The organism is Lacisediminimonas profundi (genome assembly GCF_008831265.1).
Taxonomy (GTDB): domain Bacteria; phylum Pseudomonadota; class Gammaproteobacteria; order Burkholderiales; family Burkholderiaceae_D; genus Lacisediminimonas; species Lacisediminimonas profundi.
Map to the genome: position 1 here is coordinate 1,119,203 of NZ_VTTH01000001.1, position 22,888 is coordinate 1,142,090.

Sequence of the window (22,888 nt, forward strand, 5' to 3'; positions counted from 1 at the left end):
GCCGGTGCTGCATCGCTGCCACATGGGCGTTTTCGTCTATGGCAGCAAGTCCCGAAAGTCATTTCTGGTGCCGCAAACCTGATAAAATGCGCGCACTTTCTGTAACCACCCTGGAGGCATAAGATGTCGGATATCGAATCAAGAGTTAAGAAGATCGTCGCTGAGCAACTCGGCGTCGCAGAAGCGGACATCAAGATCGAATCGTCGTTCGTTGACGACCTCGGCGCGGATTCGCTGGACACGGTAGAACTCGTCATGGCGCTCGAAGACGAATTCGAAATGGAGATCCCGGACGAAGAAGCCGAGAAGATCACCACCGTTCAGCAGGCAATCGACTACGCAAAGGCCCACGTCAAGGCTTGACGTTCGGGTAAGTACTTCAGGAGATCCGTTTGGGCCGCTCACAACAGCGTCGCGTCGTCATCACCGGTCTGGGCTGTGTATCCCCGATTGGCAACTCGGTTGCCGAATCATGGGATGCCCTGATCGCGGGGCGATCGGGTATCGCGAACATTACCCGCTTCGATGCTTCAGCCTTCAGCACCCGCTTTGCAGGTGAAGTGAAGGACTTCAAGATCGAAGAATACATGCCGGCCAAGGAAGCCCGTCATATGGATACTTTTATCCACTATGGCATGGCGGCCGGAATCCAGGCAATCAAGGATAGCGGCGTCGTTGTCAGCGACGCAAATGCGGAGCGGATCGGCGTATTGATCGGATCCGGGATCGGCGGACTGCCTCTGATCGAGGACACGCATGCCGAGTTGACCAATCGAGGTCCGCGGCGCATCAGCCCGTTCTTCGTGCCGGCTTCGATCATCAACATGATCTCCGGGAATCTGTCGATCATGTACGGATTGAAGGGCCCCAACCTTGCAATCGTCACGGCCTGCACGACGGGCCTGCATTGCATAGGCGCGGCCGGACGCCTGATCGAATACGGCGATGCCGACATGATGATCGCCGGCGGCTCGGAGGCGACCATCTCGCCACTGGGCCTGGGCGGATTCGCCGCGGCGCGCGCACTTTCCGCACGCAACGATGACCCGACCACGGCTTCCCGCCCCTGGGACCGCGATCGCGACGGCTTCGTGCTGGGTGAGGGTGCAGGCGTGATGGTGCTGGAAGAGTACGAGCACGCAAAGGCCCGTGGTGCCCGGATTTACGCCGAGCTGCTCGGGTTCGGCATGAGCGCGGATGCGCACCACATGACGGCTCCGCTGGAAGACGGCGATGGCGCCCGGCGCTGCATGATCGCCGCCATGTCCAATGCCGGCATCAATCCCGACCAGGTCAACTACGTCAACGCCCACGGCACCTCGACGCCACTGGGTGACATGGCGGAAACCGTGGCGATCAAACGCACTCTGGGCGACCACGCGTCGAAGATCGTCGTCAACTCGACAAAATCGATGACCGGCCATCTGCTGGGCGGTGCTGGCGGACTTGAGTCGGTGTTCACGGTACTGGCGGTCCACAAGCAGATATCGCCACCGACCATCAATATCTTCAACCAGGATCCTGCCTGCGACCTCGACTACTGCGCCAACACGGCGCGGGACATGAAAATCGACGTTGCAGTAAAGAATTCATTCGGCTTCGGCGGAACGAACGGCACGCTGATTTTCGGCAAAGTCTGATCCTTGCGCTTCCCCGCGGCCGCGGGGAAGCCGACCACCCTCCATGTCCATCGCCGCGTCGGTTGTCATCAACCCTTCCCGGCTGCTCCGTTTCCTCCTTGCCCTGCTTGCTGCACTCCTCATTGGGGTCGCTTGCTGGATCGCGCTCTTTGCGCAGGCTGGCTACTTTGAATCCCCGATACTGTCCGCACTTTCAGGCAATGCCCTCCCGCTGATCCCGTTCGTTGCCGGCGTCTGCTTGTTCCATTCGGCATTCCGGCCAAGAAAATCGTTCCAGCTTGATATATCCGGACTCGGGGAAATCAGGTTGAGGGAACATGACACACGTGCTGCCGCGGACCCCGGGAAAAGTTCCCCGGATGACAAAAGCAGCAGTGAAGCGGTCCGGCTGATGGACGACTCCACGATCTGGCCCAAGCTGCTCGCGCTGCGCCTGTGCCGGGCAGATGGAACGCGAACCGGCCTGGTCGTATTGCCCGACATGGTGGAGCCGGAGGGTTTTCGCGCGCTGGTCGTCGCGATCCGCTGGATTGCCGCTCGCGGGACGCCGCAGGTGCAAGCGTTGCAGGAGGAAGATCCGCTCCCATAACGCAAGTAACTCAACCGATTTTGAACTTTGTTCTATTTCCCATGGTCAATATCAGGCTGCGTGATGTGGCAGGCAACGAAGGGACAGGGCATTGACCACCGAGCGCGACATTGATCAGCTGCTGGTCGAGCGTGTCCAGCGGGGCGACAAGAAGGCGTTCGAGCTTCTGGTCGTCAAGTATCAGCGCAAGCTGATGCGGCTGGTGTCGCGCCTTGTTCGCGACCAGGCGGAGGCGGAGGATGTGGTGCAGGAAGCCTTCATCAAGGCCTACCGTGCGCTGCCGCAATTCCGTGGCGACTCGGCGTTCTACACCTGGCTCTACCGGATCGGCATCAATACGGCGAAGAACTATCTGGTCACGCAGGGAAGGCGCGCGCCGACCTCGACCGAGGCCGACGCTGAAGAGGCGGAGACCTTCGATGACGGCGAACAATTGCGCGATATCAATACGCCGGAGTCGATGCTCGCCACCAAGCAGATTGCAGAAACCGTGAATGTGGCGATGGATGCACTACCGGACGAATTACGGATGGCGATTACATTGCGGGAAATTGAGGGATTAAGCTACGATGAGATTGCCGAAGCAATGGGATGCCCGATAGGAACTGTGCGCAGCAGGATCTTCCGGGCGCGTGAAGCGATAGCCGAAAAACTGCGCCCTTTGCTGGGCACGGCAATCGACAAGAGATGGTAGCAGTGCAGGCAATGTGGCACCAATGATCCGCCGGCTCGGCGGACAAGACAAGTTGTTCAACAAGGGATGGGCTCCGCAAACGCGAGCAGGATAATGAATACCAAGACAAGCATGCATGCCAGGATTTCGGCTTTCGCCGACGGTGAACTCTCCGACGCAGAGATCGACGATGTGCTGGAGGAACTCAAGACGCCGGAAGGGCGCGCCGCTTGGGATGCTTACCATCAGGTTGGCGACATGATCCGCAGTGCTGACATGGATGTGCCGCTATCTGTCGGCTTCTCCGCCCGCATGGCGGCGCGACTGGAAGCCGAGCCGACCGTGCTGGCGCCTGCTGCCAGCCCCGCGGCGAAGAAGCAGGCCAGCCCGGTTCGACGCTTTGCCGTGCCCGCATTCGCCGCGGCCGCGGTCGCGGCGCTGGCCTTCATACTCACGCCGCCGGTCCTCAAGAGCCTGAAAGATAATCCCTCCGTCCGCCAGGATTCGGTCGTTGCCGCCGCCAGCCAGTCGATCTCGCACGCGTCCGTGATGGCAGCTGCCGCGCCGGCAGCTGCAGGCAGTGCGATCGTGTTGCGCGCGTCGGAACTGGATCAATACGTGCAGGCCCACCAGCGCATCTCGCCGGCTGTCGACGGCGCCGCGCAATTTGCCGGCCCGGCGGCGTTCGCCGGTTCATCGGCGAAATAGGGCACCATGCGCCGGATGCTGGCTATTCCCAGGCTGCTCCTCGTCTGTTCAGCAATCCTCGCGACGGCCGCGCATGCGCAGACGGCGGGGCGTACCGGATCGGACCCGGCCCCGGCCGTGAGTGCGGCAGGTGCGGACGCGCAAGCCTTGCTGCGCCGTGCGCAGACTGCAGCGCAGCGCCTGGCCTATTCCGGCACATTCGTCTACCAGCAGGGCAGCCAGATCCGCACCTCGCGCATCACGCACCTGGTGGAAGGCCGCAACGAACTGGAAAAGCTGGAGGTCCTCGACGGTCGTCCGCGCGAATACATACGCACCAACGACGAGATCGTCTGCTACGTGCCGGAATCGCGCACGCTGCTGCTCGAGAAGCGGGTAACACAGGACGTCTTCCCCGCCATCATTTCCGCCACGCCGGCGGAATTGGCCGCGCACTACACGATACGCAAGGGCGCAAGCGGCCGGGTCGCCGGTTTCGAAGCCGATTCCGTCACGCTCCAGCCGAAGGACAAGCTGCGATACGGTTACGCGCTGTGGACAGAGCGCGCCAGCGGCCTGCTGCTGCGGGTGCAGACCACCGGCGAGAACGGTGACGTGGTGGAGCAAATCACGTTTACACAACTGGAGATCGGGCGCATTGAGCGCAGCCGGGTCCGCCCGCGCGTGGCGGACACGCGCGGCTGGCGTGTGGAAAACGCAGTGATGCAAGGCGCCGATCTGTCGAACTGGTCGGTGGGCGGCATTCCGGCCGGGTTCCGCAAGGTGCGCGAGATCAGGCGCCTGGTCATCGACACCGGACTGTCCGAAGGAACGGCGAAAGGTCCGTCGCGGCGCGAAGTGTCGCAAATCGTTTTTTCCGACGGCATTGCGGTGATTTCGATTTTCATCGAGCCGGCCTCGCAGAGCCGCACCGAGGGGTCTGTCCGCCAGGGCGCGATGAATATCGTCGGCAAGCGACAGGGTGATTTTTGGCTTACCATTGTCGGCGAAGTACCCTCTGAGGCGATCCGTCAGGTCGCCAGTTCGATTGAATTCAGGCCCGTAAAGTAGAAGAGTGCATATGAAATCGATATTGCAGTTCAGGTCCGGAATAGTCGCTGCCGCGTTGAGCGCAGCGGTGGTTCTCGTTCTCCCCCTCGCTGGCTTGGTGACGCCGGCCGTCGCGGCCGCTCCGGCCGGTTTGCCCGACTTTGCCGACCTGGTCGATAAAGTCGGCCCGGCAGTCGTCAACATCCGCACCAGCGAGCGCGTCAAATTGAACGGAAACGGCGGCGTTGCCAGCCCCGATGATGAAGAAATGCAGGAGTTCTTCCGTCGCTTCTTTGGCATTCCGGTGCCGCGCCAGCAGCAACCCAGTCCCGCCCCGCGTGGACGCAGCCCGGCACCCAAGTCGGACGAACTGGTGCCGCGCGGCGTCGGTTCCGGCTTCATCACTTCCGCCGACGGCTATGTCCTGACCAATGCGCACGTGGTTGATGGCGCCGACGAGGTGTTCGTTACGCTCACCGACAAGCGTGAATTCAAGGCCAGGATTGTCGGCATCGACAAGCGCAGCGACGTTGGCGTCGTCAAGATCGAGGGCAGCAACCTGCCGCGCGTGGCCATTGGCGATTCCAGCAAGGTGCGTGCTGGTGAATGGGTGATTGCGATCGGTTCGCCGTTCGGCCTGGAAAGCACGGTGACTGCCGGGATTGTCTCGGCCAAGGCGCGCGATACCGGCGACTACCTGCCACTGATCCAGACCGACGTCGCGGTCAACCCCGGCAATTCCGGCGGTCCGCTGCTGAACATGCGGGGCGAGGTGATTGGAATCAACTCCCAGATCTACAGCCGCTCGGGTGGCTACATGGGCATTTCGTTCGCGATTCCGATCGACGAGGCGATGCGGGTTGCCGAGCAGTTGCGCACGAGCGGCAAGGTGACGCGCGGACGCATCGGCGTGGCGATTGGCGAGGTCACCAAGGAGGTGGCTGAATCGCTCGGCCTGCCGCGCGCGCAGGGCGCGCTGGTGCAGCGGGTCGAAGCCGGTGCGCCGGCCGAGAAGGCTGGCATAGAGGCGGGCGACATCATCTTGCGCTACAACGGTACGCCGATCGAAAAATCCAGCGACCTGCCGCGATTGGTCGGCAGCACCAAGCCGGGATCGAAGGCGACGCTGTCGATCTGGCGCAAGGGCGCTGGCCGTGACGTTCCCATCATCGTGGCCGAGATGGAGTCGGACAAGGCGGCGGCGAAGAAGGAAGAACGCAAGGCCAAGCCCGAGCAGCCGACCAACTTCCTCGGACTGGGGGTGATGGACCTGACCGACGCCCAGAAGAAGGAATTGCGCGTGGATGGCGGCGTACTGGTGGAAGTGGCCGAGGGCCCGTCTGCCCGAGCCGGCCTGCGCCCGGGCGATCTGATCCTGCGTATCAACAACACCGATGTCAAGGATACGAAGCAGTTCGCGGCGGTGGTCTCCAAGCTGGACCCGAAGCGGGCGCCCTTGTTGTTGGTTCGGCGCGGCGAGGCGACCCAGTTCGTGCCGGTGAAGCCGTGACCCTGGCGGTGGGCTGACTTTCCGTTGATCCGCTTCACCCTCTACTCCCGCACCTGGTGCCATCTGTGCGACGACATGCTCATCGCACTGAAGGCATTCCCGGTCGGTACCGACTACAGCGTCGACGTCATCGACGTCGATGCTGATCCGGCACTGGTCGAGCTGTACGACGAGCTGGTGCCGGTGCTTTTTGCGGCGAAGCCGGGCGCCGGACCCGAACGGATCTGCCACTATTTTCTCGATCCGGCCCGGCTTTCCGCCTTCCTCGCCGCCTGAGCCGTACCCGGCTGTGCCCGATGGCACGGGCTTTCCCCCCTGTTTTCCGGTAAAATGCCCCCGACTCCTACGGCATCAGGCGCTCGATTGCGGCATCCCGCAAACAGCGCTTTTTTTATATTGCAATCCTGTTAATGAAGAACATCCGGAATTTTTCCATCATCGCCCATATCGACCATGGCAAGTCGACGCTCGCGGATCGCATCATCCAGATCTGCGGCGGCCTGTCCGATCGCGAGATGGAAGCGCAGGTGCTGGACTCGATGGACCTGGAACGCGAACGGGGGATCACCATCAAGGCCCAGACCGCGGCGCTGTCTTACAAGGCGCGCGATGGCCAGGTCTATAACCTGAACCTGATCGACACCCCGGGCCACGTTGACTTCAGCTACGAAGTCAGCCGCTCGCTGTCGGCGTGCGAAGGCGCCCTGCTGGTGGTCGACGCCTCGCAGGGCGTGGAAGCGCAGACGGTCGCCAACTGCTATACCGCGATCGAACTCGGGGTGGAAGTGGTGCCGGTGCTGAACAAGATCGACCTGCCTTCCGCCGATCCCGAGAACGCCATCGCCGAGATCGAGGAAGTGATAGGCATCGACGCCGCCGACGCGGTGCGCTGCTCGGCCAAGACCGGACTCGGCGTGGAGGATGTGCTGGAAGCGTTGATCGCCAAGGTGCCGCCGCCCAAGGGCGATCCCGATGCCCGCTTGCAGGCACTGATCGTCGATTCCTGGTTCGACAATTACGTCGGCGTGGTCATGCTGGTGCGGGTCATCAACGGCACCCTGCGCCCGAAGGACAAGATATTGCTGATGGCTGGCGGCTCCCAGCATCTGGTCGAGAGTGTTGGCGTGTTCACGCCCAAGTCGCTCAGCCGCGAGACGCTGTCTGCCGGGCAGGTCGGATTCGTCATTGCCGGCATCAAGGAACTGAAGGCCGCCAAGGTCGGCGATACCGTCACCCTGGTCGGCAAGCCGGCCGAGGCGGCGCTGCCCGGTTTCAAGGAAGTGCAGCCGCAAGTGTTCGCCGGCCTGTTCCCGGTCGAGGCCAACCAGTACGACGCGCTGCGCGACTCGCTGGAAAAGCTCAAGCTCAACGATGCTGCGCTGCAGTACGAACCGGAGGTGTCGCAGGCGCTCGGCTTCGGCTTCCGCTGTGGTTTCCTTGGGCTGCTGCACATGGAAATCGTGCAGGAACGGCTTGAGCGCGAATTCGACATGGACCTCATCACCACGGCACCGACCGTGATTTATGAGGTGTTGATGAATGATGGCAGCATCCTGATGGTCGACAATCCATCCAAGATGCCGGATCCCCCGAAGATCCAGGAAATCCGCGAGCCTATCGTCACCGTCAACCTGTACATGCCGCAGGAGTACGTGGGGTCGGTGATCACCCTGTGCACCCAGAAGCGCGGCGTGCAGACCAACATGAGCTATCACGGCAAGCAGGTCCAGCTGACCTATGAAATGCCGATGGCCGAGATCGTCCTCGATTTCTTCGACAAGCTGAAATCGACCTCGCGCGGCTACGCCTCGATGGACTACGAGTTCAAGGAATACCGGGCGGCTGACGTGGTCAAGGTCGACATGCTGATCAACAGCGAAAAGGTCGACGCGCTGGCCATCATCGTGCACCGGGCGAACAGTCAGTACCGGGGCCGGGCGGTGGCGGCCAAGATGCGCGAACTGATTCCGCGCCAGATGTTCGACGTCGCCATCCAGGCCGCGATCGGCTCCAACATCCTGGCCCGCGAGAACGTCAAGGCCCTGCGCAAGAACGTGCTGGCCAAGTGCTACGGCGGCGACATCAGCCGCAAGCGCAAGCTGCTGGAGAAGCAGAAGGCCGGCAAGAAGCGCATGAAGCAGGTTGGATCCGTGGAAGTGCCACAGGAAGCTTTCCTCGCGATATTACAAGTGGACGATAAATAACCAATGAGCTTGCAAGCCTTGCTGGGCAATTTCGCCCTGATCCTGTTCCTCCTGACAGTCGTCACCGGCATCATCTGGTTTCTTGACGTGTTCTGGCTGGCCCGCCAGCGGCGCGCGCGGGCCGATGCCGCGCTTGCCGAATACGATGCGCGGCACGCCAGGCTGGCGGGCGAGGGCGTCCGGATGGACGATGCCGGCCGTAGCGCGGTGGCAGCGGAAATCCTGCGCCAGCCGACCTGGATCGAGTATTCCGGCAGTTTCTTCCCGGTGATCGCGCTGGTTTTCGTGTTGCGCTCCTTCCTGTTCGAGCCGTTCAAGATTCCATCGAGTTCCATGGTTCCTACGCTCCAGATCGGCGATCTCATCCTCGTCAACAAGTTCACCTATGGCGTGCGGCTGCCGGTGATCAACAAGAAAATCATCGAACTCGGCACGCCCCAGCGTGGCGATGTCATGGTGTTCAAATACCCGAAAGACACATCGCTCGACTACATCAAGCGGGTGATCGGAACGCCTGGTGATAAAATAACCTATAAAAACAAGCGCTTGACGGTTAATGGTAAAGAGCTTTCTTACACCAAGCTGCCTGATTTCCTGGACGAAGGGACGCTCACCTACTCCCGTCAGTGGGGCGAGAACCTGACGGGGGTGCAGCACAAGATCCTGAACGACGACCGGGCTCCATCCTATGTAATGAATCCGGACAATTTCCCAGGGCGTAACAACTGCACTTACGATACCGAGGGCTTCACCTGTACCGTTCCGGCTGGACATTACTTCATGATGGGAGATAATCGGGACAACAGCCTGGACAGCCGTTACTGGGGGTTCGTGCCGGACGAGTACATCGTAGGCCGTGCGTTCTTTGTCTGGATGAACCTGGGCAACCTGAAGCGGATCGGCAGTTTTCAGTAAATGAAAAGGAGCGAATTGATGCACGTGCGGTCAAATTCAAGGCAGGCAGGCGTGTCCCTCAGCGGCTTGGTGTTTGTGCTGGTCATCCTGGGCGTACTCGGTGCATTCGGCCTGAAGCTGTTGCCGACAGTCACCGAATACATGGCGGCCAAGAAAGCGATTGTCTACGCCAAGGGCGCAGCGTCGACGCCGCCCGAGATTCGGGCATCGTTCGACAAGCAGGCGGATATCAACGATATCAAGTCGATTTCCGGCAAGGATCTGGAGATAGTGCGTAATGGCGAGGCCTGGGACATCAGCTTCGCCTATGAGAAAAAAATACCGCTGGCGGGTCCCGCCAGCCTGGTGATCGATTACGAGGCTTCGACCTCGCCGAATGGGAAAGCCAAGGCGAAATAGCCTTTGGCGGCAAAATGGATTTGAATCTACTGCAGACCAGGCTGGGCCACGATTTTACGGATGCTGCATTGCTGCAGCAGGCGTTGACGCATCGTAGCCACAGCAGCCTGCATAATGAACGCCTGGAATTCCTTGGCGATTCGATCCTGAACTGTGTGGTCGCCTCGCTGCTGTTCGACCGGTATGCCAAGATCGACGAGGGCGACTTGTCGCGCCTGCGCGCCAACCTGGTCAAGCAACAGTCGCTGTACGAAATTGCGCAGCGCCTTGAACTGTCGCAATTCCTGCGGCTGGGCGAGGGCGAGCTGAAGTCCGGCGGATTCCGCCGGCCTTCCATTCTCGCCGACACCCTGGAAGCGCTGTTTGGCGCCATCTTCCTCGACGGTGGTTTCGAGGCCGCGCGCAAGTCGATCCGCTCGCTCTACATCCCCATCCTCGACACGGTCGACCCCAAGACCCTGGGCAAGGATGCCAAGACGCTGTTGCAGGAGTTCCTGCAGGGCAAAAAAATTCCACTGCCCCAGTACAACGTGGTTGCGACCCATGGCGCCGCGCACAACCAGCAGTTCGAGATCGAATGCCTGGTGCCCAAGCTTGATATCCACGTGTTCGGGACCGGCGGCAGCCGCCGTGCCGGCGAGCAGGCGGCTGCCAAGCTCGCGCTCGAGGCAGTGCAAGGCGTGCTGGTGAAGACCCCCGGCGCTGCCCGCAAGACCAAGCCGCGCACCGCCCAGCTCAAGCTGGCGGGCATTGCAACCATACAACCGGAGGCGCCGTCCAGCGAGCCGGATGGCGCGGCCAAGCCTGGCCGCGCTGCCCGTGCTGAAAAGCCGGCGGACAAGTCACGTGACAATCCGGCGCCAGCTGGCAGCGACATCGAGACTGCGGCCGTACATGCCAACGCCGCAGGCAAGCCCGCTGTAGCTGGCCTGCCTGGAGCTGAACCGGACAGCCAGGCTTCGATGGCGCCGCCCGCAGCCGGACAGCAGTCCGAACCGGACCTGTTCGAACCCCCTCTGCTCAACCAGTCAAGGACGGCATAAACTGCCGAGCGAATGACCACACCAACAGCATCACCTGGCTACCGTTGCGGCTACATCGCAATCGTCGGACGGCCCAATGTCGGCAAATCGACCCTGATGAATGAAATGATCGGGGCGAAGGTCAGCATCACCTCGCGCAAGGCGCAGACTACGCGCCACCGGATCACCGGAATACAGACCACGCCGTCGGCCCAGTTCATCTACATCGACACGCCCGGCTTCCAGACCCGCCACGCCAATCCGCTCAACCGCAAGCTGAACCGGACGGTAACGGACACGCTCGGCGGCGTGGACGCGATCCTGTTCGTGGTCGAGGCCGGCGCATTCTCCGAAGCGGACGAGCAGGTGATGGCGCTGCTGCCGACGGATGTGCCGGTGATCCTGGTCATCAACAAGGCCGACCAGGTCAAGGACAAGGGCAAGCTGATGCCCTTTGCCCAGCAGGTGGCCAGCCGCTTTGCTTTTGCCTCGATCGTTCCGGTGTCGGCCGCCAAGCGCTTCCAGCTCGATGCCCTGCAATCCGAGATCGAGAAGCTGCTGCCGGAGAATCCGCCGGTATTCGGCGAAGACGACATCACCGATCGCAGCGAACGCTTCCTGGCCTCGGAAATCGTGCGCGAGAAGCTGTTCCGGCTGGTGGGTGAAGAACTGCCTTACACCAGCACAGTGCTGATCGAGAAGTTTGAACAGGAAGGGAATCTGCGCCGGGTGTTTGCGGCGATCCTGGTCGAACGCGACAGCCACAAGGCAATGGTGATCGGACAGAAGGGCGCGCGGCTCAAGGAAATCTCCACCCAGTCCCGGCTCGACATGGAGAAACTGTTCGGTGGCCCGGTCTATCTGGAAATCTGGATCAAGGTGAAATCCGGTTGGGCCGATAACGAAGCGCGACTGCGGGCATACGGATACGAGTAACCCGGGCATGATCGACACAGTGTCCCGTGACCAGCACGACCAGGCGCCGGTGACCGCTACGGTCGACAGTCCCGCCGCTGGCACGGTCCCGGCTGCTCCGGCGGCTGCTCCAGATTCTGCCCCGGCCCCGCAAGATGGCATCACGCCAACCGTGCCAACCGTGCCAACCGTGCCAAGCGCGCCGGCCCGGCGGCCCCGGGCTCCGGTTCGCGACACCCGCATCACCGGACAGCCAGGATTTGTCCTGCACAGCTATCCGTACAAGGAAACCAGCCTGATCGTCGACATGTTCACGCGCGATTACGGCCGGATCGCCCTGATCGCCAAAGGCGCAAAGCGCCCCCATTCGCGCCTGCGCGGCGTGTTGCAGACCTTCCAGCCGCTGGCGGTGGGCTGGAGCGGAAAATCCGAGGTCCGCACGCTGACCGCGGCTGAATGGGTAGGCGGCATGCTGCCGCTGGAAAAATCGGCGCTGCTGTGCGGTTTCTACCTGAATGAACTGCTGGTGCGGATGATCGCCCGCGACGACCCGCATCCGGTCCTGTTCGATCATTACGTTGCCACCCTCAACCAGCTGGCCCACAATGAGCCGGCGCCGGTCGTGCTGCGCAAGTTCGAACTGGCCTTGCTGAAGGAGACCGGCGTGGCTGCGGATATCACCGTCAGCGCCCGCAGCGGCCGCGCGGTCGACCCCGAGCTCGCCTATGTGGTCGACCCCGAACAGGGCGCGCGCGAAGCAATGGCATCCGAACAGGGGCCGGTGGTGGCCGGCAAGACGCTGCTCGACATGGACCGCGGGGACTACAGCGACAGCGTGACCCAAGCCCAGAGCAAGCTGCTGCTGCGCTTCTTGCTGGCCCACCACCTGGGCGGTACCCCGCTTTCCACGCGCCAGATATTGATTGACCTGACTCAGCTATGAGCCGGGTCGCGCCTTGATAACACTGCACTACTGAACCTGATCGAGCATGAGCTTCCTGCAACCGAATCCTCCGATGATTGAACTCGGTGTCAACATCGACCACGTCGCCACCTTGCGCAACGCCCGCGGCACCCCTTACCCCGATCCGGTCCGTGCCGCCTTGCTGGCCGAAGAGGCGGGGGCTGACGCCATCACGCTGCACTTGCGCGAAGACCGCCGCCATATCCGCGATGCCGACGTCGAAGCGATCCGGCCCTTGTTGGGCACGCGCATGAACCTGGAATCGGCAGTCACCGAAGAAATGCTCGACTTCGCCTGTCGGATCCGGCCGCAGGACGTGTGCCTGGTGCCCGAGCGGCGCGAAGAGGTCACGACCGAGGGCGGGCTGGACGTGGTGCGTTATTTCGACCAGGTGCAGGCCGCGGTGCGCCGCCTGCAGGGCGAGGGCATCCGCGTCAGCCTGTTCATCGACGCCGATGAAAGCCAGATCCGGGCCGCGGCCCAGGCTGGCGCGCCTGTGATCGAGCTGCACACTGGCCGCTATGCCGATGCCGAAAGCGGTGCACAGCAGGCGCAGGAGCTGGTCCGCATACGCGCCGGCGTGCAGGAAGGCGTGCGCCAGGGACTGAAAGTCAATGCCGGTCATGGCCTGCACTACACCAACGTCCAGGCAATCGCCGCGATCCCGGAGATTGCCGAGCTCAATATCGGCCATGCGATCGTGGCCCAGGCCGTGTTCGATGGCTGGCAGAAGGCGGTGCGCGACATGAAGGCGATCATGACCGTGGCGCGGCGGGAGGCGCTGCACCAATGATCTATGGCATCGGCACGGATATCATCCAGATATCGCGCATAGAAGGCGCGCTCGCCCGCAACGGCGAACGCTTCGCCGAGCGCGTGCTGGGTCCGGACGAACTGGCCAAGTTCCGGCGCCGCCGGGCCAAGGTGGAAGCGCGCGGCGTGCGCTTCCTGGCGACCCGTTTCGCCGCGAAGGAAGCATTTTCCAAGGCGCTAGGGCTGGGCATGCGCATGCCGATGACCTGGCGTGCGATGCAAACGCTGAATGCGCCGAGCGGCCAGCCGATCGCCGTATGTTCAGGCAGCCTGCAGGAATTCATGACCCGGAACGGCTTGACCGCCCAGGTATCGATAACCGACGAGGCCGACTATGCGGTCGCCTTCGTCATTGTGGAGAAAGCATGAGTATGGATAACACGGCAGCGCAGCTCCTGGGACCCGTGATGCTGGACGTGGTCGGCACCAAACTCGATCAGGACGACCTGCGCCGCATTGCCGATCCGCTCACCGGCGGCGTCATCCTGTTTGCGCGCAACTTTGAAAGCCGGCGGCAGCTGGTCGAGTTGACTCGCGCCATCCACGCGGCGCGGCCGGGTGTACTGATTGCGGTCGACCATGAAGGCGGACGGGTGCAGCGTTTTCGCAGCGACGGCTTCACGCGCCTGCCGCCGATGCGCGCGCTAGGCCAACTGTGGGATGCTGACGTGCTGGCAGCGACCCGTGCCGCCACCGCGGTCGGCTTCGTGCTGGCTGCCGAACTGCGCGCCTGCGGCGTCGACCTGTCATTCACGCCAGTGCTCGATCTTGATTACGGCGAATCCGGCGTCATCGGCGACCGCGCCTTCCACCGCGATCCGCGCGTGGTGACCCTGCTGGCCAAGAGCCTGAACCACGGGCTGGCGCTGGCCGGCATGGCCAACTGCGGCAAGCATTTCCCCGGCCACGGTTTCGTCAAAGCCGACTCGCATGTCGACATACCGGTTGATGAGCGCGCGCGCAAGGAGATCGTCGAAGAGGACGCAGCGCCTTACGGCTGGCTCGGCCTCAGCCTGTCCGCCGTGATGCCGGCCCATGTGATCTATCCGGAAGTGGACAAGCATCCGGCCGGATTCTCGAAAAAATGGCTGACCATGCTGCGCCGTGACATGCATTTCACGGGCGTCATTTTCAGCGACGACCTGTCGATGGAAGGCGCCAGCGTGGCAGGCGGCGTGACCGACGGCGCCCGCGCCGCGCTCGCCGCCGGCTGCGACATGGTCCTGATCTGCAATGCCCCGGACAAGGCCGACCAGCTGTTGAGCGAACTGAAGCTGCCCGCCAGCTTCGCCGCGTCCGCCGCGCGCATCAGCGCACTGGTGCCGCAACCGGGCGCAGCCAGCTGGGAGCAACTGCAGGCTGACGAACGCTATCTGGACGCGCGCCGCGTGATCGGAGAACTGCGCGCGGGTTGAGGCGCAAGCGAACCATGTCCGACATGAAGCCCGGCACACCGCCTGACACTCAGGCCAACGCTCGACCCCGCGGTCAGCCCCAAGTCCAGCCCCAAGGTCAGCCCAACCTGCAGCCCGACCTCCAGCCCGACCCTCGGGAGGCGCTGCTGGCTACCGTCGCCGGCTTGCCGCACCTGCCGGGCGTCTACCGCTATTTCGATGCGGAGAACGTGCTGCTGTACGTCGGCAAGGCGCGCGACCTGAAAAAGCGTGTATCGAGTTATTTCCAGAAACGCCTGACCAGTCCGCGCATTGCCCTGATGGTCGACCGCATCGTGCGGCTGGAAACCACCGTTACCCGTAGCGAGGCCGAGGCCCTGCTGCTGGAAAACAACCTGATCAAGACCCAGCAACCGCGTTACAACATCCTGTTCCGGGACGACAAGTCCTATCCCTACCTGAAACTGACCGGGGAAGCATTTCCGCGCATGGCGTATTACCGCGGCGCGGTCGACCGCAAGAACCAGTATTTCGGACCGTTCCCGAGCGCGTGGGCGGTCAAGGAATCGATGCAGATCCTGCAAAAGGTATTCCGGCTGCGCACCTGCGAGAATTCCGTGTTCGCGAACCGCACCCGGCCTTGCTTGCTGAACCAGATCGGCCGCTGCAGCGGCCCCTGCGTCAACCTGATCGGCGCCGAAGAATACAAGACCGACGTCGACAATGCCGCCCGCTTCCTGCGCGGACGGCAGAGCGAAGTGCTGCAAGAGCTGGAAAAGAAGATGCACGCCTATGCGGCCGAGCTGAAATTCGAGCAGGCCGCCGCGGTACGCAACCAGATCAGCGCGCTGTCGAGCGTGCTGCACCAGCAGACCATGGAAACCGGCGGCGACGCCGACATCGACATCATTGCCGTGGTTGTGAAGGGCGGGCGCGCCTGCGTCAACTTGGCCATGGTGCGTGGCGGCCGCCACTTGGGCGACCGCGCATATTTTCCGGTGCATGTGGATGGCGCCGAAGCCACTGCCGAAGATTCGATCGAATGCGAAGTGCTGAAAGCCTTCCTGGCCCAGCACTACATCGACAAGTTCATTCCCGGCACGTTGATCCTCGGCCTTGAACTCGACGAGCCGGAACTGATGCTGGCGTTGTCCGAACAGTGCGGGCACCGGATCAACCTGGTATTCCAGCCCCAGGGCCAGCGCCGCCAATGGCTGGAAATGGTGGAGAAGGGTGCCCAACTGGCACTGGCGCGGCTGCTGTCCGAGCAGGGCTCGCAGCAGGCCCGCACCCGTGCCCTGGCAGATACGCTGGGCCTGGACGCAGCGGACCTCGACACCCTGCGAATGGAATGCTTCGATATCAGCCACACGCAAGGGGAGGCGACCCAGGCTTCCTGCGTCGTGTTCCACCATCATGCAATGCAGAACGGCGAATACCGCCGCTACAACATCAGCGACATCACCCCCGGCGACGACTACGCCGCGATGCGGCAGGTGCTGACCCGGCGTTACGAAAAGGTGGCGGGAGGCGAGGGCGTGATGCCGGACATCGTGCTGATCGACGGCGGGCGCGGTCAGGTCGAAGTTGCGCGCCAGGTGTTTGAAGAACTCGGGCTCGACATCAGCCTGATCGTCGGCGTCGCCAAGGGCGAGGGCCGCAAGGTCGGGCTGGAAACCCTGATCTTTGTCGATGGCAGGCCGCCGCTGGAGCTGGGCAAGGAATCCGCCGCGCTGATGCTGATCGCGCAAATCCGCGACGAGGCGCACCGCTTTGCGATCACAGGCATGCGGGCGCGGCGCGCAAAGACCCGGCAGGCATCGCAACTGGAAGAAATCGAAGGGGTCGGCGCCAAGCGGCGCCAGAAATTGCTGGCCCGCTTTGGCGGCTTGCGCGGCGTAATTTCAGCGAGCGTGGAAGAGATTGCCTCGGTCGAAGGCATTTCCCGACAGCTTGCAGAAGACATTTACAAGCAATTGCATTAAATTACCGGCGTCGCCGATCCTTTTGCTTCGTGCCGGATCAAGCCCGGTCAGAACATCACCACCACACCTTATGCCACTGAATTTTCCGATACTGCTGACCTGGCTGCGCGTGGCGCTGATACCCCTGATTGTTGGCGTCTTCTACCTTCCTGACACCTGGCTTTCACTGTTCGACAAGGGGGTCGCCTCGACCACGATCTTTATCGTGGCGGCAGTCACCGACTGGCTCGATGGCTTTCTTGCGCGGCGCTGGAACCAGACTTCCGCTTTCGGCGCCTTCCTCGATCCGGTGGCCGACAAACTGATGGTGGCCGGTGCGCTGCTGGTGCTGATCGAGTTTCGTGCGGTCGCCTACATCTCCATCATCGCCTTCATCATCATCGGCCGCGAGATCACCATTTCAGCGCTGCGCGAATGGATGGCCCAGATCGGCGCATCGAAGTCGGTGGCGGTCAGTTCGATCGGCAAGATCAAGACCACTGCGCAGATGGTCTCGATTCCGATGCTGTTGTTCGACGGCGTCCTGTTCGGAAAAATCGATACCCATTTCTGGGGCCAGATTCTTTTGTGGATTGCTGCGGCGTTGACGATCTGGTCGATGTTCTATTACCTGCGCAAGGCCTGGCCGCTGATCAAGGCCAGCGAAGGAAAATTACGATGAGAATTCGAGCCGCATGCTTGACACATTTTACCCATCGTCTATAATTGCGTCTCTCTAGTGAACAGCGCACTAGCGATGCGGGAGTAGCTCAGTTGGTAGAGCGCAACCTTGCCAAGGTTGAGGTCGAGAGTTCGAGACTCTTCTCCCGCTCCACATTCGAAAGGGAAGCTTGAAAAAGCTTCCTTTTTTTATCGCGCTGATCCGGTGAACAATGCGGGAGTAGCTCAGTTGGTAGAGCGCAACCTTGCCAAGGTTGAGGTCGAGAGTTCGAGACTCTTCTCCCGCTCCAGATTAAAAAAGGGAGCTCTGCGAGGTTCCCTTTTTTCTTGAGGCGGACTGGTTTCACGCGGCAGCGACTGCCGTAGCAGGGCCAGCAAATTTCGCAGCAAGAGGTTACAATACGCACCCTTGGCGGGGTAGCAAAGTGGTTATGCAGCGGCCTGCAAAGCCGTGTACGCCGGTTCGATCCCGACCCCCGCCTCCAGTACAAAAAAGCAAAAAGCCCACCCTTCGCGGTGGGCTTTTTGCTTTGGAATCGGCCACTTGGATCACATGGGGAAAAAGGACACAAGCTGATCGTCGTATTCCTTTTTGCCCAGGGCTTCTCCACCAAGCTCAACACTGGATCAAGGCCTGGAACGGGTCTTCACCCACGCTCCCACCCGAATGATGCTGGTTGAAATCGATGACCGGTGCGTCTGGGGCCGGACGCGGGTCGATCCAGTTTGCGAATAGATAGCCCCTGAGCTCAATGTGCGCGAATTTGAAGATCTCGTTGCGCATGCTAATATTGCCGTACGGCAATAATATTGGGGGAGGCTCCCATGATCGACAGTTTCTTTATCGAGGAGGGCGACTACCTGGTGGCGTGCGATGGGCGGCCACTGGATGACGGCATGTGGGAGGCCAGTGCGTGGTGCGAGCGCAAGGCTGACCAGGCGAAATCCTTGATACCAGGATGGCGCCACCGTATCGTTGGGATGGTGTTTCCGGACGCGGACGCAGCTGCTCAGGCGGCGTACCAGCATGTCCTGCACCTCATCAAACTGGGGAAGGTCGAGGGGTAGTTTCGCCAGACGCCCGGATGTCCCCTTCTCGCCTTGATGACCTCACGCGCCACAGGAAGTCAAGGTGGCCGGGTCCACGGACCCGCCACCACAGCCTCGGGCCGCTGAAAGCCTCACTCCATCTTGAAACCGATTTTCTCGACCACGCGCGACCACTTGTCGATGTCATCGCGAATCAGCTTGGTCAGCTCCTCGGGTGCGCCCGGCTTGGGATCCGCGCCTTGCGCCATCAGGGTGGCTCGAACTTCGGGAACATTCAGTGCCTTGACGATCTCGGCATTGAGCTTGCTGATGATGTCTTTGGGCGTATCGGCCGGAGCGAACAAGGCAAACCATGAGCCCGAATCAAAGCCAGGCAAGGCCTGCTCTGCGATGGTGGGCAGATCGGGAAGAACGCCGGAGCGCCGGCTCGTGGTCACGCCGATGGCTTTGACTTTCCCCTGCTTGATCTGGGGCAGTGCCGAGCTGACGTTGTCGGCCATCAGGTGAACCTGGCCGCTGGCCAGCGCCAGCAAGGCCGGTCCGCCGCCCTGGAAGGGAACGTGCGTCATTTCTATGCCTGCCATGATCTTGAAAAGCTCCATGCCCAGATGGCCTGGTGTGCCGTTGCCAGCGGAGCTGTAGTTCAGCTTGCCGGGGTTTGCCTTGGCGTGGGCGATCAACTCCTTCACATTGGTGACAGGTAGCGAGGGATTGACCATCAGGATTTGCGGGACGTGCGCTACCAGTGAAATGGGGGCGAAGTTGCGTAGCGGGTCATAGCCCAGGTTCTTGTTGATGGTGGCTGCAATCGCATGCGATGAATTGGTCCCCATGATCAAGGTGTAGCCGTTGGGCGCCGCCCGGGCCACGGTGCGCGCACCCACTGTGCCGCCGGCACCCACGCGGTTATCGCTGACAAAGGACTGGCCAAGCGTCAGCGTAAGCTGCTTGCCCAGTTGCCGGGAGAGGATGTCGCTGGCACCGCCAGCGGCGAATGGCACCACGATCGTTACGGGTCGGTCGGGATAATTTGAACCGGATTGGGCGTGCGTCCATGACGAGAGCGCCAGCAGGGTAATGCCAACAAATTTCGGGATCAGTGGGTAGCGCATTTCATATCTCCGTTAGTCCAGCGATGCAGATGCATGGGGAAGCAAAGGCGGCAATATGTCCACCACCAGCGGTTCAAGGCCGGCGACGGTGCCCACGAGACGGTCACCGGCAACGACGGCACCGACGCCGTCTGGCGTGCCGGTGTAGATCAGGTCGCCTGGCATCAGCCGATACTGGCGCGATAGCTGGGCGATGATCTCCGGGACGTTCCAGATCATCTTCTCCAGCACAGATCGCTGCCGGACTTGTCCGTTGACCGAAAGTTCGAGCGCACCTGTGAGCTTGTGCCCGCACAGGGACACCGGGTGGATAGGGCCGCATGGCGACGAATGATCGAAGGATTTGCCGATTTCCCATGGAAGCCCCGACTTGAACGCATCGCGCTGCCGGTCACGACGGGTCATGTCCAGTCCGACGCCGTAGCCGTAAACGCAGTCCAGCGCCTGCTCGGTGTTCAGCTTGCTTGCAGCGCGCCCGATTGCAATGACCAGCTCGAACTCGTATTGGAAATCATCGGTAAACGCCGGGTAAGGAACCTTGCCGTTGCTGACCAGCGCATCGCTGGGCTTCTGGAAGAAGAAGGGCGGGTCGCGCTCATCGGCCTCCTTCATCTCGCGGATATGCTCGAGGTAGTTGCGACCCACGCAATAGATGCGGCGAACCGGGAATTTCTCGGCACGCCCGACAATCGGAAGTTCGGGGTGGGTCAGCAAAGGCACAGGCATGCCCTCGCTGGATGAATCAGGTGGTGTGGCGTTCATAGGCGGACAAAAATGGGTTTCCAGGGACTCCTGGGCCATTCTCGACGCATAAGGCTGCACGCGAGTAGGATTTAGTTGTCCTATCGTTGGACAAAACAAGCCACTTCTTGCTTGCGAATGCGCTTGTGCGGAGGCGTTCGCCGCGAGTGCATTCGATGCCCTGCGCTAGCGTCCGGTCAGGCGGACGCACAAGGTTTAGAGACCCGCCTGCATCCTGCCCCTGATGGACACAGGTGTACACCCCTCGACCTGACGGAAGCGGCGGCTGAAATAGGCCACATCCGTGAAGCCTGATCGGTAGGCAATTTCCTTGACGCTCAGATCGGTATGCACAAGCAGTTCCTTGGCCCGTGCAATCCTTCGCCCCGTCAGCAGCTCCACGAAAGTCTTGCCGGTTTCGCGCTTGACCAGATGGGCAAGATAAGTTGGCGAAAGATGCACGGCCGAGGCTGCATCCGAAAGGGAAAATGCGTGTTCCATGTTGTCACGGAAGTATGCCAGGAGCCTGGTCATCGCCTGCCGCCTGGCCGCCGCCGATGGCTGGTCGTTCGAGAGCTCCTTGATGCGCTCCCCATAGCTGCGCCAGACTAATCCGATCAGTTGCAGCAGGTAGCCTCGAATCATGATGGTTGATCCTGTCGCGCGCTCGGCATCCTCCTTCATGATGGCTTCGCATAGTGCAGTTACCTCGGTAATCCCCTGTGAGTCGAGCACGAAATCGAATTGCGGCTGAAAGCGGAACAGTGCCAGTTCAGGCGCTCGCTCGATTGGGATGCCGGACAGATCCAAGGGATCGAGATCGAGCGACGGCAACAAGTAATCCAGGCTTACATTCAGGATGAAATACCGGCTGTCCGGTACCGTAGGAATGAAATGAGTCTTGAACGGCAGGATGAAACACAGGGTGCCTGGAACAACTGGATGGTAAGTCCCTTCCAGGTAGTGCTTCGTCGTTCCCTGCAACTGGACATGTATTTGCAGATATTCATGCCGATGAGGTGCCGGGTTAGGTAACGCGGTATCTTGAGAACGGATTCCGAAATCGAGATGCTCGGCACGTTCGGACATCCTGTAATTGGAAAAAGAAAAGTCAGGCCGTCGAAGTTTTCGCCCTGGGGGAGTGGACTCTGTCTTGATCATGGTCGGCCGTGCATTGCGTGTGGGAGAAGGGTGCGCCAAGGCGTATTGCTTAGACTGAAACAGTTCTATCCTCATGATGCACAGGAACAATAACTCAAACGACAAAGCTTCGTCAGCATCAGATCCTGGTGTCTGCAACTGGCGGTATGGCCTTGCACCTTCGGACGAAATCATCGCGACCTTTCTGGCTGTCATTGTGCCGACTTGAATGGCAGGCCTGGCGCAAGCAGTAATCTGAAAGAAATCGGCCCGAAACGGCGATGTCTGCTGTGCGTTTCCCGTCATTGGGCAATAATGTGCGACCTTGAGTTTCTACCAGCTTGCCCGGCAGCCGTGCCCAATAGACCCTCAACACCCTCATCACCCCCCATGCAAATTGAATCGATCCGCCAGCGCCTGCGGCAACTAGGCGCGCTGCCGGTTCACGAGCAGCGGGTACTGCGCGACTGGCTGCAAGTCCGGCCGCACGAACAGGGCCGCCGCCGTCCCAACGACTTTCTGCCCAAGGCGCTGCGCGAGGCCTTGCCGGAGATCGATGCCGGACTGCGCGGCCTCGTCCGGCTGATTTCATCCCATCCGACCGACGATGGATCGGCCCGTTTGCTGCTCGCCCTCGGCGATGGCCAGACGGTAGAAAGCGTGCTGCTGCCGCGCGACGGCGTGTGCGTCTCCAGCCAGGTTGGCTGTGCCGTCGGGTGCCAGTTCTGCATGACCGGCCGCAGCGGCCTGATCCGCCAGGTGACGAGCGGCGAGATCCTTGCGCAGGTAGCGTTGGCACGTTCGATGAGGACCGTGAAAAAGGTGGTCTTCATGGGGATGGGCGAGCCGGCGCACAACCTGGACAACGTGCTGGAGGCAATCGAACTGCTGGGTACCGAAGGGAACATCGGACACAAGAACCTGGTGTTCTCCACCGTCGGCGATCCCCGGGTATTCGAGCGCTTGCCGCTTGGCGAGGTGAAGCCGGCACTGGCCTTGTCCCTGCATACAAGCAAGCCGGCCCTGCGCGCGACCCTGTTGCCGCGCGCGCCGCGCATGACGCCGGCAGAGCTGGTGGCGCTGGGTGAGCAATATGCCCGGCAAACGCATTATCCGGTGCAGTACCAGTGGACGCTGCTGGAAGGGATCAACGATGGCGAGGATGAGCTGGACGGCATTGTCGATCTGCTTAAGGGAAAGTATGCAGTGCTGAACATGATCCCCTACAACACCATCCCCGACCTCCAGTTCCGGCGGCCTTCCATGGAGCGGGCGCGCGCAATTGCGCGTACCCTCCATCTGCGCGGCGTGCTGACCAAGCTGCGCGACTCTGCAGGACAGGAGGTCGATGGAGGATGCGGGCAGCTCCGGGCGCGTGCCAGTAGCTTGCAGGGACGGACGATCCCGGTGCGGCCGGCAGAATGA

The 22,888-nt window shown here is 61.6% G+C and carries 25 protein-coding genes and 3 tRNA genes; 24 read left to right on the forward strand and 4 right to left on the reverse strand.

Annotated elements, in window-relative coordinates:
- The first annotated feature begins 123 nt into the window (after window positions 1-123).
- From acpP to FVE66_RS05160, 22 genes are all read left to right on the forward strand, one after another.
- Window positions 124-363 carry an acyl carrier protein gene (acpP, locus tag FVE66_RS05055; RefSeq protein WP_151446253.1) on the forward strand — a complete coding sequence of 80 codons (240 nt, stop codon included), beginning with the start codon at window positions 124-126 and terminating at the stop codon, window positions 361-363.
- Between the two features lie 29 nt (window positions 364-392).
- Window positions 393-1,640, forward strand: a complete 1,248-nt coding sequence (gene fabF, locus FVE66_RS05060; protein WP_151446254.1) for a beta-ketoacyl-ACP synthase II — start codon at window positions 393-395, stop codon at window positions 1,638-1,640.
- A 391-nt stretch (window positions 1,641-2,031) separates the two neighbouring features.
- Window positions 2,032-2,229: a hypothetical protein gene (locus FVE66_RS05065; protein ID WP_151446255.1), complete on the forward strand. Its 198-nt coding sequence runs from the start codon at window positions 2,032-2,034 to the stop codon at window positions 2,227-2,229.
- Between the two features lie 91 nt (window positions 2,230-2,320).
- Window positions 2,321-2,923, forward strand: coding sequence for an RNA polymerase sigma factor RpoE (gene rpoE / locus FVE66_RS05070; protein ID WP_151446256.1), 603 nt, complete (start codon window positions 2,321-2,323; stop codon window positions 2,921-2,923).
- Between the two features lie 93 nt (window positions 2,924-3,016).
- Entirely contained in the window at window positions 3,017-3,610 is a 594-nt protein-coding gene (locus tag FVE66_RS05075) for a sigma-E factor negative regulatory protein (protein WP_161993186.1), read from the forward strand.
- 117 nt (window positions 3,611-3,727) lie between these two features.
- Complete coding sequence (locus tag FVE66_RS05080; RefSeq protein ID WP_241673011.1) at window positions 3,728-4,660, forward strand: MucB/RseB C-terminal domain-containing protein; 933 nt, start codon at window positions 3,728-3,730, stop codon at window positions 4,658-4,660.
- A gap of 10 nt (window positions 4,661-4,670) precedes the next feature.
- Window positions 4,671-6,149, forward strand: a complete 1,479-nt coding sequence (locus FVE66_RS05085; protein ID WP_194164351.1) for a DegQ family serine endoprotease — start codon at window positions 4,671-4,673, stop codon at window positions 6,147-6,149.
- Window positions 6,150-6,173: 24 nt separating this feature from the next.
- A complete protein-coding gene (locus FVE66_RS05090; RefSeq protein WP_151446259.1) occupies window positions 6,174-6,425 on the forward strand; it encodes a glutaredoxin family protein in 252 nt (83 codons plus the stop codon).
- 134 nt (window positions 6,426-6,559) lie between these two features.
- Complete coding sequence (gene lepA / locus FVE66_RS05095) at window positions 6,560-8,353, forward strand: translation elongation factor 4 (protein WP_151446260.1); 1,794 nt, start codon at window positions 6,560-6,562, stop codon at window positions 8,351-8,353.
- A gap of 3 nt (window positions 8,354-8,356) precedes the next feature.
- Entirely contained in the window at window positions 8,357-9,268 is a 912-nt protein-coding gene (gene lepB / locus FVE66_RS05100; RefSeq protein WP_151446261.1) for a signal peptidase I, read from the forward strand.
- A gap of 51 nt (window positions 9,269-9,319) precedes the next feature.
- On the forward strand, window positions 9,320-9,667 hold the full coding sequence (locus FVE66_RS05105) for a DUF4845 domain-containing protein (protein ID WP_241673012.1): 348 nt from the start codon (window positions 9,320-9,322) through the stop codon (window positions 9,665-9,667).
- A 14-nt stretch (window positions 9,668-9,681) separates the two neighbouring features.
- A complete protein-coding gene (gene rnc, locus FVE66_RS05110; protein ID WP_151446263.1) occupies window positions 9,682-10,710 on the forward strand; it encodes a ribonuclease III in 1,029 nt (342 codons plus the stop codon).
- 12 nt (window positions 10,711-10,722) lie between these two features.
- Window positions 10,723-11,625 (forward strand): GTPase Era, encoded by a 903-nt coding sequence (gene era, locus FVE66_RS05115; RefSeq protein WP_151446264.1) that lies wholly within the window; start codon window positions 10,723-10,725, stop codon window positions 11,623-11,625.
- Between the two features lie 7 nt (window positions 11,626-11,632).
- Window positions 11,633-12,547 carry a DNA repair protein RecO gene (gene recO, locus FVE66_RS05120; protein WP_151446265.1) on the forward strand — a complete coding sequence of 305 codons (915 nt, stop codon included), beginning with the start codon at window positions 11,633-11,635 and terminating at the stop codon, window positions 12,545-12,547.
- 46 nt (window positions 12,548-12,593) lie between these two features.
- Complete coding sequence (pdxJ, locus tag FVE66_RS05125) at window positions 12,594-13,361, forward strand: pyridoxine 5'-phosphate synthase (protein ID WP_151446266.1); 768 nt, start codon at window positions 12,594-12,596, stop codon at window positions 13,359-13,361.
- Window positions 13,358-13,750, forward strand: a complete 393-nt coding sequence (acpS, locus tag FVE66_RS05130; RefSeq protein WP_151446267.1) for a holo-ACP synthase — start codon at window positions 13,358-13,360, stop codon at window positions 13,748-13,750. The genes pdxJ and acpS overlap by 4 nt, the downstream gene beginning before the upstream one ends.
- A complete protein-coding gene (gene nagZ / locus FVE66_RS05135) occupies window positions 13,747-14,796 on the forward strand; it encodes a beta-N-acetylhexosaminidase (protein WP_151446268.1) in 1,050 nt (349 codons plus the stop codon). Before acpS ends, nagZ begins: the two co-directional genes overlap by 4 nt.
- A gap of 14 nt (window positions 14,797-14,810) precedes the next feature.
- On the forward strand, window positions 14,811-16,760 hold the full coding sequence (uvrC, locus tag FVE66_RS05140; protein ID WP_241673013.1) for an excinuclease ABC subunit UvrC: 1,950 nt from the start codon (window positions 14,811-14,813) through the stop codon (window positions 16,758-16,760).
- Window positions 16,761-16,830: 70 nt separating this feature from the next.
- Window positions 16,831-17,421, forward strand: a complete 591-nt coding sequence (gene pgsA / locus FVE66_RS05145; RefSeq protein ID WP_151446269.1) for a CDP-diacylglycerol--glycerol-3-phosphate 3-phosphatidyltransferase — start codon at window positions 16,831-16,833, stop codon at window positions 17,419-17,421.
- 77 nt (window positions 17,422-17,498) lie between these two features.
- Window positions 17,499-17,574 (forward strand) — tRNA-Gly (locus FVE66_RS05150).
- Between the two features lie 60 nt (window positions 17,575-17,634).
- A tRNA-Gly gene (locus FVE66_RS05155) sits at window positions 17,635-17,710 on the forward strand.
- Window positions 17,711-17,831: 121 nt separating this feature from the next.
- Window positions 17,832-17,905, forward strand: a tRNA-Cys gene (locus tag FVE66_RS05160).
- A gap of 131 nt (window positions 17,906-18,036) precedes the next feature.
- Here the strand turns inward: FVE66_RS05160 and FVE66_RS20125 are convergent.
- Window positions 18,037-18,204, reverse strand: coding sequence for a hypothetical protein (locus tag FVE66_RS20125; protein WP_161993187.1), 168 nt, complete (start codon window positions 18,202-18,204; stop codon window positions 18,037-18,039).
- A gap of 41 nt (window positions 18,205-18,245) precedes the next feature.
- Here FVE66_RS20125 and FVE66_RS05165 point away from each other — a divergent pair, with 41 nt between their 5' ends.
- Window positions 18,246-18,488, forward strand: a complete 243-nt coding sequence (locus FVE66_RS05165; protein ID WP_151446270.1) for a hypothetical protein — start codon at window positions 18,246-18,248, stop codon at window positions 18,486-18,488.
- Between the two features lie 113 nt (window positions 18,489-18,601).
- Here the strand turns inward: FVE66_RS05165 and FVE66_RS05170 are convergent, their stop codons facing one another.
- From FVE66_RS05170 to FVE66_RS05180, 3 genes are all read right to left on the reverse strand, one after another.
- On the reverse strand, window positions 18,602-19,582 hold the full coding sequence (locus FVE66_RS05170; RefSeq protein ID WP_151446271.1) for a Bug family tripartite tricarboxylate transporter substrate binding protein: 981 nt from the start codon (window positions 19,580-19,582) through the stop codon (window positions 18,602-18,604).
- Between the two features lie 12 nt (window positions 19,583-19,594).
- Complete coding sequence (locus FVE66_RS05175; RefSeq protein WP_151446272.1) at window positions 19,595-20,308, reverse strand: fumarylacetoacetate hydrolase family protein; 714 nt, start codon at window positions 20,306-20,308, stop codon at window positions 19,595-19,597.
- A gap of 231 nt (window positions 20,309-20,539) precedes the next feature.
- On the reverse strand, window positions 20,540-21,679 hold the full coding sequence (locus FVE66_RS05180) for an AraC family transcriptional regulator (protein WP_241673014.1): 1,140 nt from the start codon (window positions 21,677-21,679) through the stop codon (window positions 20,540-20,542).
- Between the two features lie 174 nt (window positions 21,680-21,853).
- Here FVE66_RS05180 and FVE66_RS05185 point away from each other — a divergent pair, with 174 nt between their 5' ends.
- Complete coding sequence (locus FVE66_RS05185; protein WP_151446273.1) at window positions 21,854-22,888, forward strand: RNA methyltransferase; 1,035 nt, start codon at window positions 21,854-21,856, stop codon at window positions 22,886-22,888.